Origin of the sequence: Pseudoalteromonas sp. SG45-5, from assembly GCF_014164085.1 — a bacterium.
GTDB lineage: Bacteria > Pseudomonadota > Gammaproteobacteria > Enterobacterales > Alteromonadaceae > Pseudoalteromonas > Pseudoalteromonas aliena.
In genome coordinates this window covers 1-17,677 of the sequence record NZ_JACJEM010000075.1, presented here as the reverse complement: position 1 = coordinate 17,677, position 17,677 = coordinate 1, and the positions used below count along the sequence as shown (strand labels likewise).

Sequence of the window (17,677 nt, the reverse complement as noted above, 5' to 3'; positions counted from 1 at the left end):
AAAGTCATGAAGGTGCGAATACATAAGAGGCCAGAGGTAGCCCCTCAATTTGAGCCCGTATATAAGCTAGCATCTAAATTTATTTTAACTTTTTCTTTTTGACATTTACGGGGAGTCCATATAAGGCCCTAGCTTAATAGCTAATTGGGGTTTTAGTTTTAAGGCCTAAATTAACCTGAACTCTGGATAATAAATCTATCTCGAGCAGTTATTTTTAGCGCTAACTGCGTTGAATTTACTTGCAATAGACCCGCTATTGACGCGTAAATTCGCCTTGTTTTCACTGAAAATCTCTGGCTAGAGAAAATAAATTTAAATATCACCATGATTTAATACGTTAGTAAATATCTTAACCAGAGTTCAGGTTATTTATTATGAATAAAAAATATAGCCAAAAATATTAGTATATTTATATTTTGGTTAACCCATTTCGTTTTTTACCTGTTAATAACCAATGTATTCCCAGATATATGAAAATAATATAACAGTGTAATTACTCGTTTAATAACTGTTTTTGTCATAAAGCTATTAGCTTTTAATTTTAAAAATTAATAGATAACAATTGGTTGTGTGTTTTTATGGTTTTGGTTTGTGGTAGTGGTGAGTTTGGTTTTTTATTTGGTAATAACTTGCTGGGTTAATATTGATGTTTTTTAATCTTATATTGGTTGACCTTTTTGCTGTTGGGTGTAAATATTAAGTTAATACTTTGTATTTATTTAAAGCTTTCGAATAGAAAAGTAGCACACAACATAGCGTTTCACACACAGGAAAAAACTATGAATTATAAGTTATCAAAAATCACACTGGCGGTAATATCAGCAACTGCAATGAGTATGTCGTTATCTATTCAAGCCCAAGAGTCGTCAAAGCAAGTAAAAGACGATCTAGAAGTCATCGAAGTGTCGGGTATTCGCCAATCATTAACGAGTGCTCTTGCCGAAAAACGTTCCGCTAGTAGTTTAGTTGAGGTTATCCAAGCGGTTGATATTGGTAAACTCCCTGATCAAAACCTTGCTGAAGTACTTGAAAACGTAACCGGTATTCAAATTACACGTGAAGCCGGTGTAGGTACGGGGGTGCAAATTCGTGGCACGAATGCAAACCGTACAGAAGTAAACGGTGTTTCAACAGTGGGTTCGGGCTCTGGCCGAAGCGGAATTAGTTTTGAAGATGTGTCGGCGGCTATTATCTCCGGCGTTGAGGTTATTAAATCACCAGAGGCTAAAACAATTGAAGGCTCAGTAGGTGCAACAATTAATCTCAAAACTATTCGCCCGCTTCAATTAAACGAAATGCTTGGCTCTATTCGTGTTCAAACAGAAGATAGCAGCTTGTCTACCGATGGCATGACACCGCGAATCTCTGGCGCATGGGGTGATAACTGGGAATCAGATGCTGGTAAGTTTGGTGTTGTATTTAGCGGTAGCTATAGTGAGCAAGACGTAACGGCATTTCGTCCTCGTGTTGACCGCGATAACTCAGTTGCAGCTGACAGTGGTGCAGCAAGTGCTCAATCATTTGATTTCTTACCAATTCAGTTTTTAATTCAAGATTACGATAACTACGAGTATGAAACTAAAAACTTTGCAGGTACGTTTGAATACGCACCTAATGATAATTTAAAATTCTTCTTTGATGCAGTTGTTAACGATCAAGAGCGCCGCCAAGAAAGCTCAAGGGTTCAAGCTTCAGGCGTAAGTGACTTAAGAAATGTATCAATCCCAAGTGAATTTGAAACCGTAAACTTTGGTTCATTAGGTGGTCAAAATTTAGGGAGTATTGAAGCAGCAGTCCGTGGCGTGATCCCCGTAGAGGATGGCGATGCAGATCCAAATCTTCGTTTTTCTAGCGATACCAATTCGCGTATCACCGAAAGCAAAATTTTTAGAATTGGTGGTCAATGGCAAGGTGAAAACTTATTTGTAAGTGTTGAAGCATCAACGTCTCGCTCAGATTCATCTACTCCGAGCTTTAATACAACACTTAACTTTATTAACCCAAATGTTGCCACTAACTCATCGAACGAAAATGGTACACCGTTTGAGTACGACCTGACCGGTGGTGCATTAACGTTTGGTATTGCACAAGGTGAAGCAAATGCGCCAACAGCAGCCCAGTTACTTGATCCTGCAAATGTGGTATTACGCGATGTAAACCAAGGGCAAGATAGATCCGAAAATACCGAAGATGCGTTTCGTACTGACTTTACGTATTACCTAGACAATATGATTACCTCGGTTGATTTTGGTTACCGTTACAGTAAAACAAATAGCGTTTCAGACCAAGTACGCAATAATGTTGGTTTACGTAATCTAGCAGACAGCCCAGCAGGCAACTTATTTGCTGATATTTTAACAGCCGGTCCAGATAATTTTAACGACGCAGATGGCCGTGCATTATATATTCGCGACTTTCTATTAATAAACCCAGAGCTTGCCAGTTCAGATCCAGATGCCGTACTTGCGGCATTAAACGCAGCCATTGAAGCAAATAACGCCATCACAGGGTCAACACGTGCTCCTATTAGCTCACCAACCTCACAAGTGAATGCGTTTTTTGATATTGATGAAGAAACACATGCACTCTATGCTCAAGCTAACTTTGAATATGGTATTTTTAGAGGTAATTTGGGGGCGCGTTACTTGGAAACAGAAGTAACGTCATTAGGTAATTCAGTAACACAAGACGGCAATGGCAATGAGATTGTTAGCCAAGTGACCTCAAAAGGCGATTATGACTTTTTCTTACCACGCTTTAATGTTGCTGCAAACGTAAGCGAAGATGTATTAGTACGTTTAGGTTGGTCTAAAGATATTAGACGCCCTGACTTTAACGACTTGTCAACCTCGGTTACTTATAGCACCAGCCCTAATAGTGCGGTATCTGTTGGTAACTCAGGTTTAGTTCCAGAAGAAGTAACGTCATTTGATATTTCTGCTGAGTGGTACTTTGCTCAAGCGGCATTAGTGAGTGTGGGGTACTTTCATAAAACACGTACAGATTTACACGTCACCCAACAGGTTGACCCATATGAAGATCCAACCACCGGTTATCGCGATACAACGGGTCCAGTATGTGAAGATGGCGGAGTATTTAACCCGATTGCAGATATAAACGTATTTGGACCTACGCCCGGTGTAGGTTTATGTGTACCAACACGTACCACGATTAATGACTCAGGTGAAACAACCCAAGAAGGGATTGAGCTCGCATTTCAGTACGATTTATCAAGTTTTGAAGATGATTTAGGCTGGGCATCAGGTTTTGGTTTATTAGCAAACTACACCTATCAAGAATTTTCAGGTGGTGAGTCAATCGATACCGCAACAAGCCGTGCTAATACCGTATTTGCATTAACAACAGGTATACCTGATATAGACGTAAGCGCTAAACAGCCATTGATCGACTTATCTGAAAATGCTTACAACGTCACCTTTTACTACGAAAAGTTTGGCTTATCTGCACGTGCACGTTACACATGGCGTGAAGGGTACCGTTCAACTGACTTTGGCAGTACATCAAGCTTCCCTTGGGGATTTCCTGTGGTGCAAGAAGACCGTGGTCAGCTTAATGTAAGTATAAGCTATGACGTAAATGAGCAACTTAATATTGGTGTAGAGGCTGTAAATCTAACCGAATCAGAAGTAAGTCAATCATGTGTAAATGAAGGTGCTTTACTTTGTTTCCAAGGTTTAACAGACCGCCGTATTACATTTGGTATGAGCTATCGTTTTTAAATAATGGCGAAGCAGCAGTAAAGCAAGCCTTATTTAAGGCTTGCTTGTAACCTGAACTTTAAATAACCTGAACTCTGGATAATAAATCTATCTCAAACAGCTATTTTCAGCGCTAACTGCCTTCTGGGGGAATGGATAAATTACTGTTATTGCGTTAAATGAGAGATTGAATACAACCCACGTGTCTCGCTTGTTTGGCGTTTAATTTCTTCAAGTGCTTTTTTCTCGCTAGCAGCAAAAAGGGCATTGATCAAACGGTTAAAATGATTGTGCATGGCTTTGCGCGCCGCCGATGAATCATGATTTGCGATAGCATCGTAAATTGACGTGTGTTCTTGTAAACGTTGCTCGTCGCTTTGAGAACATACATCCTCATACGCCGCAACGATTTGTGGTTCACAGCGCCTTAGTTTCCACAGATTTTGTATAGACATCACAATGGCGTTGTTACGAGTTGATTTAGCAATTATTTCATGAAAACGCTGATCAGCTTCAATGGCCATTTCTGGTATTTGCATATCCTCTAAACTTTGCTTTAAAGTGGCAAGTTCGTGATCTTGAATGGTTGCCGCAGCCAACGCAGCGGCTTCAGCTTCAATGAGTGCTCTGGCTTGTGTAAGCTCAAATGCACTAATAGGTTTGTCGCTTGTTTCAACTTTGTTTGTGTCAGTGACAAAAACACCCGAACCTGTTTTTACTTCAACACGACCTCTGACTTCAAGCGCGATAATTGCTTCTCGAATTGTTGGCCGACTAACTTGGTGAGTTTCTGCTAACTCTCGCTCTGCAGGCAAACGACTTCCAACATGATAAATTCCTTGATCTATCGCGGCTTCTAACTTATCAACAACGTTCCAAAAACGTCTGCGCCTTTTCATTTTAAACTCCCCAGGTTTTATACTTTGTATTTCATAAACTAGATGGTAATCGACTACTATAAAAGTTTACTAAATTGACAAATTAATTGGTAAAAAAAACACCTTAATTGGTAAAGTACATTCCTTATATTACCTTGTCAATTTGCTTTTTTTAAAATTGAATAAAAGGCATTAGTATTTTAGGGGACCACTGGTTTTTAAAAGGTATTGAGGTGAGCACTTAATAACTTATAACGAACATTAATTTGCTATAAATAGTTTGAAGTCGTGCTTGTTAGAGTCATTGAAATAGATTTAGAAATGTTAATTAGAAATAAAGTGGCTGCTGCCTTTTTAGAGGTATAAATAAACGACACTTTTAAAAATTAAAACCTCGGCACTAGTAAAGTAAGCGCTGAGGTTTTTATAAATAGCTTAATACAATTAACTACCCATTAAATGCTTATTCATGGTGTACGTATTATTAAGCTGTTGTTCTATTAAGCTAATCGTTTGTTTATTTACGTCGAGTGCTTTAGCAGTGTCTTTAAAGTTTAAAATAACCTCTGCGATTTCAGATATGATAATTTGTACTTGTTTCCAGTTTGCATAACCTGCTGCAGAGGCCAGCTTTTGAATCGCTTTTAGTGGCGGGTTTTTTCCAAATCCAGCAAACGAAGTAGCATGCTCGTTAAAAGGGTGAGGACTAAAAGTGATATCATAAAAAGGCGCTAAATCCCACTCACCAGAATCTTCTTGTAAAAAAGCCCAGTTTTTACTGTGGTCGTCTTGGTTACAGCTAAATAAATTAAACATAGCCCGACGAAATTGTAATTGCCCCGCAGCAGGTGATTTGCATAAAACACGGCTCGCTTTAATTAAATCCTCATAATCTAATGTAGGTGTACGAAAATCAGCATCTAGCAAGCCACATGCACTATGCATATGTTTGCAGCCCATTTTATCACCCAGTAATTTAAACCTATCGAATCGCTTTAAGGCAAGCCATTGCTTTGCACCGGTTCCTTCTGGGGCGGTTACCAGTAATTGTTGAGGTGGATTTAATCCCGCTTGTTCAGCTAAATCCAAATACACAGCTTCACATAACCCTTCCTCATGTCCTAAAGCGAGATTTTTGGATGTGAATTTTATTAACCAAGCATCATCGCCCGTTTTAGGTTTTGTTCTACATTCTTGTATATTATTGTCAGGAAAATAAATTTGGGCTTTAGGACGTGCACCGTCGGAGCTGCCAGCAGCCACTAACGCAGAAAGTACTTCTTCTGTTTGTCCGTCAAATATTGCTTGGGCTTGTTGACCTAATGTAGCAAGACCAGCGTCATCGTCATTTGTGCCATCATAATGAGTTTCTGGTGTAAACGATAATGCCCCCATAGCTAAACGGCCAACAAAAGATAGCGGTCCATTTGGGTCACAAAGTTAGGCATTATTTATTTTGTCTGAATACACGGTCCTGTAGTAGTAACCCCCACCCATCAGGTAAACAATCAGAAAAGACCCCATGCAATCCATTATGTGGGCTTTTGGGTGCTAACTGAACATCTCTATTGAAGGCGAGTGAGAATGGCGAAAGATTACCGTATGTGTCTAAATAGCCTTGATCGAATTGAAAGTAAACACCTTGCCTATTTTGAGCAAGTACACCCACCATTAACTCTGTTGAGTCTGACAGTGTACGTTTTACTTCTAGCTTTTCTATGGGTTTAAAGGCCATTGTTTAATACCTGATCAATAGACGTTGGCGCATTCTTGCCTTGAGTTGGCGCTTTTGTTAAGTCATATAAACGAGTTAAGTCGTCGAGTGTTTGCCACAAAAGTAATAGCTGCCTGAATGAAATAAGTCCTGTAACCTCAAACTTTTTTATTGTAGATGCAGGTACCGTACTTTTTTAGCTAACGCCTCGCGTGACATTTTTGCTTTTTTGCGACATTCTTTTAGGTGCTCAGCAAAGGCTAGCTGCACATCACCCTCGCTTAATAATAAATAATTAATAATAGAACTCCACGAACTTGATTGGACATTACTGTGTCCAAAATTGCTTTTTTATGAGCGTAATGGATATTATAGTGTCCATTTTTAGTTATAAAGTTAATGGTTGAATGCTAGTTACCCAATGTAATTTTTATTGATTGAGATCAACAAGAAAACGCAGAATAAAATGCATAATTTACGGCTGCAAATTTATGCTAGAAGTACTAGAGGCTACAGAATGGCTTTACTAATTAACAACAAATGCATTAACTGCGACATGTGCGATCCAGAATGCCCTAACGAAGCCATTTACATGGGCGCTAAAATTTACCAAATAGATGCAAGTAAATGCACCGAATGCGTAGGCCATTACGACAAGCCAACGTGTGTCAGCGTATGCCCCATTGATTGCATAAAGCCCGACCCAGCCCATCGTGAAAATATAGACGAACTGGCTGAAAAATATGTCAGGCTAACGAGTTAGTTTATTAATTGGTTTTTATGTGTAATGGGTTACGAAGCGAAAGTTGCGACACTGTCGCAACAATCAAACTGCTCGCATATTGCGTATTATGACTAATAAATATCTCCTCATATATTTTTAATTAAGTCTCAATAATTCGCGCTCTTTACGGTATGATAACTCAATAATTTGTATTGATATTCTGGTCTGAGATAGCTATGGAAACCGCACCTAAAAAAACCGCCACAAAGCCCGCTACTAAAAAAGTTGCTAAAAAAACCACAAAACAAGCACAAGTCGGGTTTGAAGAATCGCTTTGGGATGCCGCCAATAAACTACGTGGCAGTGTTGAATCAGCCGAATATAAGCACATTGTTTTAAGCTTAATCTTTCTTAAATTTATCAGTGACAAGTTTGAAGTACGTCAAAAAGCCATTATTGCTGAGCACGGCAATGAATACATCGACATGGTCGACTTTTACGCAATGGATAACGTGTTTTACCTACCAGAAGACGCCCGCTGGTCATACATTCAAGCCAACGCCAAGCAAGGCGATATCGCTGTAAAAATAGATACCGCCCTGCACGGCGTTGAAAAAAACAATAAATCACTCGCGGGCGCATTGCCCGATAACTACTTTTCACGCTTAGGGCTTGATGCCAGTAAGCTTTCAGCGTTAATCGATACCATTAATAATATCGACACCATCGCCAACCAAAACGAAAAAACAGAAGAAGACTTAGTTGGCCGTGTGTACGAATACTTTTTAGGTAAATTTGCTGCATCTGAAGGTAAAGGCGGGGGCGAGTTCTACACCCCAAAATCAATCGTTACCCTTATCGCCGATATGATTGAACCATTTGAAGGTAAAATTTACGACCCCTGTTGTGGCTCGGGCGGTATGTTTGTGCAATCGCTTAAGTTTATTAATAGCCATAATGGTAATCAAAAAAATGTGTCTATTTATGGGCAAGAGTACACTAATACCACTTATAAACTGGCGAAAATGAACCTCGCCGTGCGCGGTATTTCGGGCAATTTAGGCGATATAGCGGGCGATACCTTTTTTAAAGACCAACACCCCGACCTAAAAGCCGATTACATCATGGCAAATCCACCGTTTAACCAAAAACAGTGGCGCGCCGATAACGAATTAGTTGACGATGCCCGCTGGGCGGGTTACCCAACACCGCCTACGGGTAATGCCAACTATGCGTGGATCATGCATATGATCTCAAAACTTAGCGAGCATGGCACCGCAGGCTTTGTACTGGCTAACGGCTCAATGAGCTCTAACACCAGTGGCGAGGGCGATATTCGCCAAAAAATAATCGAAAACGATTTAGTCGATTGCATGATAGCCCTACCAGGGCAGCTGTTTTACACCACGCAAATTCCGGTGTGTTTATGGTTTATAAGTAAAGATAAAAAAGGTAATAACGAAAAAGGCTTACTAAAACGCCGCGACCGCCAAGGCGAAACGCTATTTATAGATGCCCGCGAAATGGGCTCTATGGTTAACCGTACCTTAAAAGAACTCACCAACGACGACATAGCTAAAATAACCCAAACCTACCATATTTGGCGCGGCGAAGAGCTAACCACTGAAAGTGCGAAGCCAGAAAGCGCACAAAAAGAGCAAGAGCAAGAATACCAAGATGTCGCCGGTTACTGTAAATCAGCCACCCTTAGCGATATAAAAGCGAACGACTACGTACTTACACCAGGGCGCTATGTAGGCGCGGCCGATATTATCGACGATGGCATCCCGTTCGAAACTAAAATGAGCGAACTTAGCCAAACCCTTTATAGCCAAATGAGCCAAAGCGATGCGCTAGACAACGCTATTCGACAAAACTTAGAGGCGCTGGGTTATGGAAAATAGTAACGCATTAGATAACCCCGCCATATTAATCGAAATTAAACAGGTTATCGAGCAAGCGCGTAAACAGGTTAAACAAACCGTTAATCACGCTATGGTGAACGCCTATTGGCAAATTGGACGGTTAATTGTTGAACAAGAACAGCAAGGAGCAACACGAGCTGAATATGGAAAAACACAACTTGCGTTGCTCTCAACACAATTAACCGCACAATTTGGTAAGGGATATTCAACTCGAAACTTACGCAATATGCGCAGTTTTTACTTAGCCTTTTCAAAATGGCAGACAGTGTCTGCCAAATTGAGTTGGTCGCATTATTCAACACTTATCCGCATTGAAAATGAAAATGCCCGCTTATGGTATATGCATGAGGCCAGTCAACAAAACTGGAGTGTACGCGCCTTAGAACGTCAAATAGGTACGCTATATTACGAACGCTTATTGTCTAGCAAAGAAAAACAACCCGTTGAGCAAGAAGCCCAACAAAACACACAAGTATTGGCAGAATCCGCAAAAGACTACCTGCGCGATCCCTACATTTTAGATTTTTTAAACCTGCAAGACAAAAGCTATCAAGAAAACGACCTAGAGCAAGGCATTATAAATAACTTACAACAGTTTTTATTAGAGCTTGGTAAAGGCTTTGCTTTTGTAGAGCGCCAAAAACGCATTCGCTTTGATGACGAAGATTTTTATATCGACCTCGTTTTTTACAATTTTAAACTCAAATGTTTTTTATTGCTCGACTTAAAAATTGGCAAACTCAAGCACCAAGATATAGGCCAAATGGATACCTACATTCGCTTGTACGATGACCTACACACCAGCAGCGACGATAACCCCACCATAGGTTTAGTTATATGCAGTGAAAAAAGCGAAGCCGTTGTTAAATACTCCGTACTGAGCGACCAAAAACAGCTGTTTGCTGCAAAGTATTTAGCCCACCTACCCAGCGAAGAAGAGCTGCGCATAGAACTCCAAAAAGAGCGCGAACGTGTGCAAGCGCAATTGCTTAATCAGCAAGTTAAAGGCCAAGATAATGAATAAACAAATTGGGTGTGAAGTTTGTAGCCACATAAATCAAAGCGATGAGCTTGATAAAGCCATTCGTAAAAACTTGGAGGCGCTGGGTTATGGGGAGTAATTTATTATTAACATCAATATCTGATATTGCTCTAGAAATGGGGGATGCTCCATTTGGTTCTAATCTTAAAAATTCAGATTATACAGATGATGGAGTATTAGTAGTCCAAGGAAGAAATGTTACGGGAAGAACTTTTACTTGGTCAAATAATCGTTATGTATCGCTTGAAAAATATAACTCAATCCCAAGGAGCCATTGTTTTGTGGGAGATCTAATATTTCCAAAAGTGGGTACTATAGGAAAGGTTGGCAGATTAAGTGCGTGCGAGGGCTATGATAAATACATATTATCAACTAATACAATGAGACTAAGAGTTGACCCTAAAAAAGCGAACCCATTATTTGTATACTACTATTTTACTTGGACAAAGACCGTTAATTTAATCCAAGCGATGAATTCAAAATCAGTTCAACCCGTCTTTAACTTTACAACACTAAAAAAGTTTCCTATAGGCCTGCCACCAAGACGTAGTCAGGATTTTTCAGCAAAAATACTTGATTCAATAGACAATAAAATCGAGCTAAACCAAAAAAACAACCAAACGTTAGAAAAAATGGCGCAGGCGTTATTTAAAAGCTGGTTTGTTGATTTTGATCCTGTATTCGACAACCTACTTGCTAGCATTGATTTTAACTTAGACAACCTTGAAACTAGTCTGCCTGACGAGTTAATACAAAAAGCACAGCGCCGTTTAGCGGCACTGAACAGCTTACACAATGCGGCCGAATGCAAAGCATCACTCAGTGCACTCGCTCACGAATTGCAAGCACAGCGACCAGCAAAAGAAGTAACAAAAGACGCAACACAAGCTGCAGTGCAAGTATCAGAAAAAACCGCTGAAACACCCGTTAAAGCAAACTTAAACGCCAACCCTAATATATTAGCCCAACACGCCAACACCCACGCCCACTTCCCCAATGAGTTCGAACACAATGAACAACTAGGCTGGATACCAAAGGGGTGGGGTGTAGATAAAGCTGAGAAAGTAGCTGATATAGCGATCGGAAAAACACCACCTAGAAAACAAAAAGAATGGTTCAGCGATAACCCTATAAACAATAAAGTTTGGGTTTCGATAAAAGATATGGGTGGAAATAAAACTTTTATTGGAGATAGTAGTGAATATTTAACTTCTGAATCAGTTTCTAAGTTTAATGTTAAAGTCGTGCCTAAAGATTCAGTTATTCTTAGCTTTAAGTTAACACTTGGGCGTGTTTGTATAACTAAATGTGATTTGACAACAAATGAGGCCATTGCTCACTTCGTAAACCCTAAACATTCAATGAGTAAAGAGTATGTTTATCTATATTTAAAATGCTTTGATTATGGGTCTTTAGGCAGTACTTCCTCTATTGCTACAGCTGTTAATTCTAAAATAATTAAAGCGATGCCTTTTTTGGTTCCTAATAAAACCGTTTTAAGTAGTTTTAAAGGTAGTGTAGAAAATATATTTTTCAAAATGGATACACTGGGAAGTGAAACAACAAGTTTAACTAAACTCCGAGATACTCTGCTCCCCAAACTCATCTCTGGTGAACTACAAATACCTGATGTAGCCACCGACGATGAAACAGTTGATTAATACATAGGCTAAGAACTTAACCATTAAAAATAAAAAGAATAAGGATGTTTGATGAAATTTACTGAAGCCAAATTAGAACAAGCGGTGGTTGAGCTATTAGGCGAGCAAGGCTACCCGCATTTATTGGGCGGTGAGCTTAGCCGCAGTAATAGTGATGTATTAATTAAAGAAGACCTCCGTGCTTTGCCAATTAACACAACTAGTGAATAAGAATTAGTATGTTTGATTTAAATGAAATAGAGCAACGCGTGGCCAGCAAAACTTACGATTTGGGTTATGGTTTGTACGCATCAAATAATGTCAGTAAGTTACTTATTGTGGGTGATCAAGCAATGGCGAGCGTGGCGGGGCAGTATAAATACAAAGTCACCTTAGAAAATATAGCAGGTGCGCAATGCGTGGCAAGCTGTACGTGCCCCGCAGCCGATTATCAAGAGGTATGTAAACATGCCATTGCCGTGGCGCTCAAAGTAAACAGTTTATCTGCTACTGAATTAGCCAACGCAAACGCCGATGCTACAACACAAGGCAACGAACGCGGGGCATTAATGGCGTGGTTTTTAGATAAACCGGCTAATGAACTTACCGATATAATCATGGGTTTTTTAGATGAGTCAGAGCATGAATACGATAAATGGGTGTTTATGATGTCAAACGACAAGCAAGCCATGAGTACAGGTGAGCTAAGCAAACTTATCACTAAAGCCTTGCCTAAAAAATCAGTATGGGGCTGGAATGAAGTACGTAGCTATTTTGCTGATGCTGACTCACTGTTTGAAATGATATTTCCTGCGATAGAAAAACTGCCCGTTGATCAGCAATGGCAGTTGAATTTTAAAGCCTTGGTGCGCTTAAACACCGTACTTGAAGAAATTGATGACTCCGGCGGCTTTCGCTTTGATTTAGAAGGGCAGCTTAACCAAAACCTGACCGAGCTTTTTAATCAACTGCCTTGGTCTGATGAGCAAAAAGCGCAGTGGATTTTTGAGCATTTTGAAGATTACAAATACGATGTATTCCCGAGTGTACCGCATGACTTTGACATAACACCCAGTGTAAATAACTTGTTTTTAGCACTGTGTACAACTGCAATAGAAAAGCGACTGCACGCGGGCGTTGACTTTAGTGATTGGAGGCAAAAAAGCGCGCTTACACGCCTTACGTCGATATTAATAAAACAAGCGCAAGGGCAGGATGATTGGCAAGCGCAACTGCGTTTAATTAAACTAACAGTCCATGACTCGTCGGATTATTTAAAAATAAGTGCGCTTTGCAAAGACCGTAATGAGCTGTTAGATGCCGAGTACTATTTAAAGCAAGCGTATCAACGGGCAAGTAAGCCACATGAAGTGCTTGCATGTAAACGCGATGAAATAGAACTTCGCCTTGAATTGTCAGAATTTAAGGCTGCATGGGCAATCGCGTGGCAGTTATTTGTAAATAACCCGAGTTTTAATGGCTTTAAAGGTTTACACGCATTGCAACAAAAAACCGGCATCATTGATGCCCAGTTTACGCAAAAAGTAGAGCAGCTATTGCTATCCCTTTCACAGCAATACACTCAGTCAAACCAAAGGGCTAATCGTTTTTCTAATTACCCGTGCGAGTTACTGGATTTTTATATTGATCAAAATGACATTGAAAAAGCACGTTCATGGGCTGCAAAACATGAGGTTAAGTCGAGTCAATTGATAACGTTGGCTGGTTTAATTATGGCGCAATATCCACAAGAGTCGATTGACTTGTATCACAAATCACTTAGCAACATAATTGGACAAACCAATAATGACGCTTACCGTGAAGCAACTAATTTATTAATTAAAATAGAAAAAAGCTTAAAAGACAAAAATGCCGACTGCACGCTATTATATGAAATGATTACTACATTGGCTAAGAAGTTTAAGCAAAAACGCAATATGATGAAGTTGTTGCGAGAATACTTCCCGCATTGTAGCTAAGAATAAAAGTTTAAAAAATAATAACTAACATGAATAAACCAGCGGACGGTGCTAAATAGATGAAATTTACTGAAGCCAAATTAGAACAAGCGGTGGTTGAGTTATTAGCCGAACAAGGCTACCCGCATTTATTGGGCGGGCAGCTCACCCGCAATAATAGCGACGTATTAATTAAAGAAGACCTCCGTGCTTTTTTAACTAAGCGTTACGCTAAAAATAATATTACCACCGGTGAAGTAGACTCTATTATTGCAAAGCTTGAAAAACTCCCTGCCAGTGATTTATACGAGAGCAATAAAACCTTTTGTAACTGGCTAAGTGATGGCTTTTTACATAAAAGAGACATGTTAAGTGGTCAAAGTAGTGATGCGGCGAAGAGCCAGTCTCAAAAAGATTTATATATTCAACTACTCGATTACGACAACGTTGAGCAAGGCATTAAAAGCAGCTTAATAGCAGGCAGTGCTATGGCTGCTTTCGATAATGTAAGTGAGGCAAGCGTTACTTACCTGCAAGACGACAACATTTACCGTTTTGTTACCCAGTTAGAAATACAAAGCCCCACAAGCTACGACAATATTGAAATGCGCATTCCCGATGGCATTTTATATGTGAATGGTTTGCCGCTGGTGGTGTTTGAATTTAAAAGCGCGATACGCGAGCAAGCCCCTATTTTTGAAGCGTTTGAGCAACTAACGGTGCGCTACAAACGCGCTATTCCTCAATTATTTGTGTTTAATACCTTGTGCGTTATAAGCGATGGCGTGAATAATAAAATGGGTAACTTATTTGCGCCGTATCAGTTTTTTTACTCGTGGGGCAAAGTAACGGGGCAAGAGCTAACAGCGCAAGAGGGCATAAATTCATTACATACTTTATTACAGGGCTTGTTTGATAAAGCGCGTTTGCGCGATGTAATGCGCAACTTTGTATTCTTCCCTGATTCTGATAATAAAAGCGCGGGCAAAAAAGAGAAAAAAATTGTGCCGCGTTACCCGCAATATTATGCCGCTAATAAGCTGTTCGAAAATATAAAGCTGCATTTAAAGCCAAAAGGCGATGGTAAAGGCGGTACGTACTTTGGCGCAACGGGTTGCGGTAAAAGTTACACCATGCAATTTTTAACACGCTTGTTAATGAAAAGCGTTGAACTTAAAAGCCCGACCATTATTTTAATTACCGACCGAACCGATTTAGACGATCAACTCTCGCAGCAGTTTGGTAATGCAAAAACCTACATTGGTGATGACACGGTAAAAACAGTGACCAGCCGTACTCACTTACGCGAGTTACTTAAAGGGCGTAATAGTGGCGGTGTATTTTTAACTACCATTCATAAGTTCACCGAAGACACTCAGTTATTAACCGATCGCACTAATGTTATTTGTATTTCAGATGAGGCGCATCGTAGCCAAGTTAATCTTGATCAAAAAATTACTATTACCGACAAAGGCCCTAATGCCGGAGTGAGAAAAACCTTTGGTTTTGCAAAATACCTGCATGACTCATTGCCAAACGCCACTTATGTTGGTTTTACTGGTACGCCAGTAGACGCGACTTTAGATGTGTTTGGTGAAGTAGTTGACTCGTATACTATGACCGAATCGGTTAAAGATGAAATAACCGTACGCATTGTTTACGAAGGGCGCGCCGCCAAGGTGTGTTTAAACAACAGCAAGCTGGCAGAAATAGAGGCCTACTACAAAGAATGCGCCGATGCAGGCAGTAATGAGCTGCAAATAGAAGACAGTAAAAAAGCCACTGCGAACATGAATAGCATTTTAGGCGACCCAGACCGTATTAAAGTGTTAGCAAAAGATTTTGTGCAGCACTACGAAAAACGCGTTGAAGAATGCTCAACGGTTGCAGGTAAGGCAATGTTTGTGTGTAGCTCGCGTGGTATTGCTTATCAGTTGTATCAAGAATTAGAAGAATTACGCCCAGATTGGTTTGAGGTTGTAGACTCTTTAAACGAGCAGGATAACGCGCAAAACTTATCGGATACCGAGCGAAAGCGCGCTATTAGCGAAGGCCGTATTGCAGCCCCTTCTGAAAAAGTAAAAATGGTGATGACCCGTGGCAAAGACGACGTCGCACGCTTATATAATTTACTCGGCAGTAAAGACGAGCGTAAAGAGCTTGATAAGCAATTTAAAAACAAACATTCAAACTTTAAAATAGCCATAGTGGTAGACATGTGGCTAACCGGTTTTGACGTGCCATTTTTAGACACCATGTACATAGATAAACCACTGCAAAAGCACAGCTTAATACAAACTATTTCGCGGGTTAATCGCCAATTTGAAGGTAAAAATAAAGGCTTGGTAGTCGATTACATTGGTATTAAATCTGAAATGAATAAAGCGTTAGCGCAGTATTCAAAAACAGACGAAACCAATTTTGAAGACATTACCGCGTCGGTTATTGAAGTAAAAAATCACTTAGCGCTACTTGCCCAGTTATTTCATAAATTTGACAGCAGCCCGTACTTTACTGGTGAAGCCGTTGCCCAGTTAAATTGTTTAAACCACGCCGCCGAGTTTGCGCTAATTACCGAAAAGCGCCGAAAACGCTTTATGGATCTAGTTAAGCGTTTAAAAGCCGCTTACGATATATGTTGTGGTAGTGAAAAAATTAACGAAAACGAGCGTAACCACATTCACTTTTACCTCGCCATTCGCTCTATTATTTACAAGCTAACCAAAGGCGAAGCGCCCGATACCGCGCAAATGAACGCCAAAGTGCGCGAAATGATAGCCGAAGCCCTACAAAGCGACGGCGTAGAAGAAGTGTTTAAACTCGGCAATGAAGACGGCGGCGAAATCGACATTTTTAATGACGACTACATCGCCAAAATAGAAAAAATAAAACTCCCCAATACCAAAATAAAAATACTGCAACAAATGTTAGCTAAAGCGATTGGCGAGCTTAAAAAAGTAAACCAAACTCAAGGTATCGACTTTACTAAACGCTTTGAATCGCTGGTACAGCGCTATAACGAGCGAAAAGAAGATGATGTACTGGTAAGTAGCGTACTCGATGACTTTTCAGACACTATGGTTAATATGATTTACAGCGTACGCGACGAAATGAACGCCGGCGACGAGCTAGGCATTGATATTGAAGAAAAAGGCTTTTACGATGCATTAAAAATGTTAGCGGTTAAGTACGACTTTGACTACCCCGAAGATAAGTTAATTGAGCTCGCCCAAGCGGTAAAAGTGATAGTGGACGACAAGGTAAAATTTGTAGATTGGCACCACCGCGAAGATATTAAATCATCCCTAAGAGTAGAGCTTATTTTAATACTGGCTAAATTTAAGTACCCACCAATAAGCCACGACGAAGTGTACAAAGAAATTTTTGAACAAGCGCAAAATGTAAAAGCGAATAAAGAGGGGTAAATTAGCCAAGTGTTGTGGTCATTATGCTAAACCGACTTGCATAGGCGTCTGTCTTGTTAAATGTATAAAACCAGAGCCCTCGTATTATGAAAATTTAGACGAGCGGGTACACAAGTGCGTTAAAGTTAGATGAAAGCTGCTGATCTTTAAAACGTGTTTTTTAGTAACACATTAATAGTGTATATAGTTAAAAACTAAAACGAGCGCAGCAGTATTTATCTAACTGCCCTAAATAGGGCTTATCTCACTATAGACGGTGACAAGCTAAGCTCTAAATACACTTGATTTGTTTGTTTAATAGTCAATTTAGCCCCTGCAACCCTTTGTTTGTATGGTTTTTGTACTAAATTAATGTTATTTTTAAAAAGTTAAAATAAAGCATTGACCCCCGCTCGAATCTCCTTATAATGCGCCCCCACTGAGACGGGAAAGGCTGAAGCATAGCGAGGCAGCAACGACTCAGAGAGTTAAATAAAACTTAGGTTTTAAATCTTCCAAAAGAAAGTTTAAAACAAAGTGTTGACTCTAAAAATAAAGGGTGTATTATTCGCATCCCTTGAGACGCTAAAGCGACTCAAAACGTTCTTTAACAATATAAAGCAATCATCTGTGTGGGCACTCGTACAGATTGAGTTCTAACAGCCAAGCTTAG

Annotated in this window: 9 protein-coding genes and 2 pseudogenes; 8 read left to right on the top strand and 3 right to left on the bottom strand. The window is 39.9% G+C overall.

Features of this window, described 5'->3' with window-relative positions; all coding sequences use genetic code 11:
- Nucleotides 1–779 precede the first annotated feature (779 nt).
- The gene (locus H5119_RS18420; protein ID WP_182703262.1) at nt 780–3,740 is read left to right on the top strand and encodes a TonB-dependent receptor; all 2,961 of its coding nucleotides are present in this window, start codon (nt 780–782) and stop codon (nt 3,738–3,740) included.
- Nucleotides 3,741–3,886: 146 nt separating this feature from the next.
- Here H5119_RS18420 and H5119_RS18415 read toward each other — a convergent pair whose 3' ends face one another.
- The 3 genes and pseudogenes from H5119_RS18415 to H5119_RS18405 form a co-directional block, all read right to left on the bottom strand.
- Nucleotides 3,887–4,618 carry a FadR/GntR family transcriptional regulator gene (locus H5119_RS18415; RefSeq protein WP_182703261.1) on the bottom strand — a complete coding sequence of 244 codons (732 nt, stop codon included), beginning with the start codon at nt 4,616–4,618 and terminating at the stop codon, nt 3,887–3,889.
- A gap of 423 nt (nt 4,619–5,041) precedes the next feature.
- Nucleotides 5,042–6,332 (bottom strand): annotated as a pseudogene (locus H5119_RS18410) (type II toxin-antitoxin system HipA family toxin).
- Nucleotides 6,322–6,611: pseudogene (locus H5119_RS18405) on the bottom strand (helix-turn-helix domain-containing protein). The pseudogenes H5119_RS18410 and H5119_RS18405 overlap by 11 nt, the downstream one beginning before the upstream one ends.
- Before the next feature lie 217 nt (nt 6,612–6,828).
- Between H5119_RS18405 and H5119_RS18400 the strand changes: the two are divergent.
- The 7 genes from H5119_RS18400 (at nt 6,829) to H5119_RS18370 (ending at nt 17,025) form a co-directional block, all read left to right on the top strand.
- Entirely contained in the window at nt 6,829–7,074 is a 246-nt protein-coding gene (locus H5119_RS18400) for a YfhL family 4Fe-4S dicluster ferredoxin (protein ID WP_182703260.1), read from the top strand.
- Nucleotides 7,075–7,271: 197 nt separating this feature from the next.
- Nucleotides 7,272–8,939: a class I SAM-dependent DNA methyltransferase gene (locus H5119_RS18395; RefSeq protein WP_182703259.1), complete on the top strand. Its 1,668-nt coding sequence runs from the start codon at nt 7,272–7,274 to the stop codon at nt 8,937–8,939.
- On the top strand, nt 8,929–9,984 hold the full coding sequence (locus H5119_RS18390; protein ID WP_182703258.1) for a YhcG family protein: 1,056 nt from the start codon (nt 8,929–8,931) through the stop codon (nt 9,982–9,984). The genes H5119_RS18395 and H5119_RS18390 overlap by 11 nt, the downstream gene beginning before the upstream one ends.
- Before the next feature lie 86 nt (nt 9,985–10,070).
- The gene (locus H5119_RS18385) at nt 10,071–11,663 is read left to right on the top strand and encodes a restriction endonuclease subunit S (protein ID WP_182703257.1); all 1,593 of its coding nucleotides are present in this window, start codon (nt 10,071–10,073) and stop codon (nt 11,661–11,663) included.
- A gap of 51 nt (nt 11,664–11,714) precedes the next feature.
- Nucleotides 11,715–11,873 carry a hypothetical protein gene (locus H5119_RS18380; RefSeq protein ID WP_182703256.1) on the top strand — a complete coding sequence of 53 codons (159 nt, stop codon included), beginning with the start codon at nt 11,715–11,717 and terminating at the stop codon, nt 11,871–11,873.
- Nucleotides 11,874–11,881: 8 nt separating this feature from the next.
- Nucleotides 11,882–13,621: an SWIM zinc finger domain-containing protein gene (locus H5119_RS18375; RefSeq protein ID WP_182703255.1), complete on the top strand. Its 1,740-nt coding sequence runs from the start codon at nt 11,882–11,884 to the stop codon at nt 13,619–13,621.
- Nucleotides 13,622–13,680: 59 nt separating this feature from the next.
- A complete protein-coding gene (locus H5119_RS18370) occupies nt 13,681–17,025 on the top strand; it encodes a type I restriction endonuclease subunit R (RefSeq protein WP_182703254.1) in 3,345 nt (1,114 codons plus the stop codon).
- Nucleotides 17,026–17,677 lie beyond the last annotated feature (652 nt).

What these genes read in the sequence shown, in the direction of transcription:
- H5119_RS18375 (WP_182703255.1), top strand. Translation starts at nt 11,882, where the DNA reads ATGTTTGATTTAAATGAAATAGAGCAACGCGTGGCCAGCAAAACTTAC.
- H5119_RS18385 (WP_182703257.1), top strand. Translation starts at nt 10,071, where the DNA reads ATGGGGAGTAATTTATTATTAACATCAATATCTGATATTGCTCTAGAA.
- H5119_RS18420 (WP_182703262.1), top strand. Translation starts at nt 780, where the DNA reads ATGAATTATAAGTTATCAAAAATCACACTGGCGGTAATATCAGCAACT.
- H5119_RS18415 (WP_182703261.1), bottom strand. Translation starts at nt 4,618, where the DNA reads ATGAAAAGGCGCAGACGTTTTTGGAACGTTGTTGATAAGTTAGAAGCC.
- H5119_RS18400 (WP_182703260.1), top strand. Translation starts at nt 6,829, where the DNA reads ATGGCTTTACTAATTAACAACAAATGCATTAACTGCGACATGTGCGAT.
- H5119_RS18390 (WP_182703258.1), top strand. Translation starts at nt 8,929, where the DNA reads ATGGAAAATAGTAACGCATTAGATAACCCCGCCATATTAATCGAAATT.
- H5119_RS18395 (WP_182703259.1), top strand. Translation starts at nt 7,272, where the DNA reads ATGGAAACCGCACCTAAAAAAACCGCCACAAAGCCCGCTACTAAAAAA.
- H5119_RS18380 (WP_182703256.1), top strand. Translation starts at nt 11,715, where the DNA reads ATGAAATTTACTGAAGCCAAATTAGAACAAGCGGTGGTTGAGCTATTA.
- H5119_RS18370 (WP_182703254.1), top strand. Translation starts at nt 13,681, where the DNA reads ATGAAATTTACTGAAGCCAAATTAGAACAAGCGGTGGTTGAGTTATTA.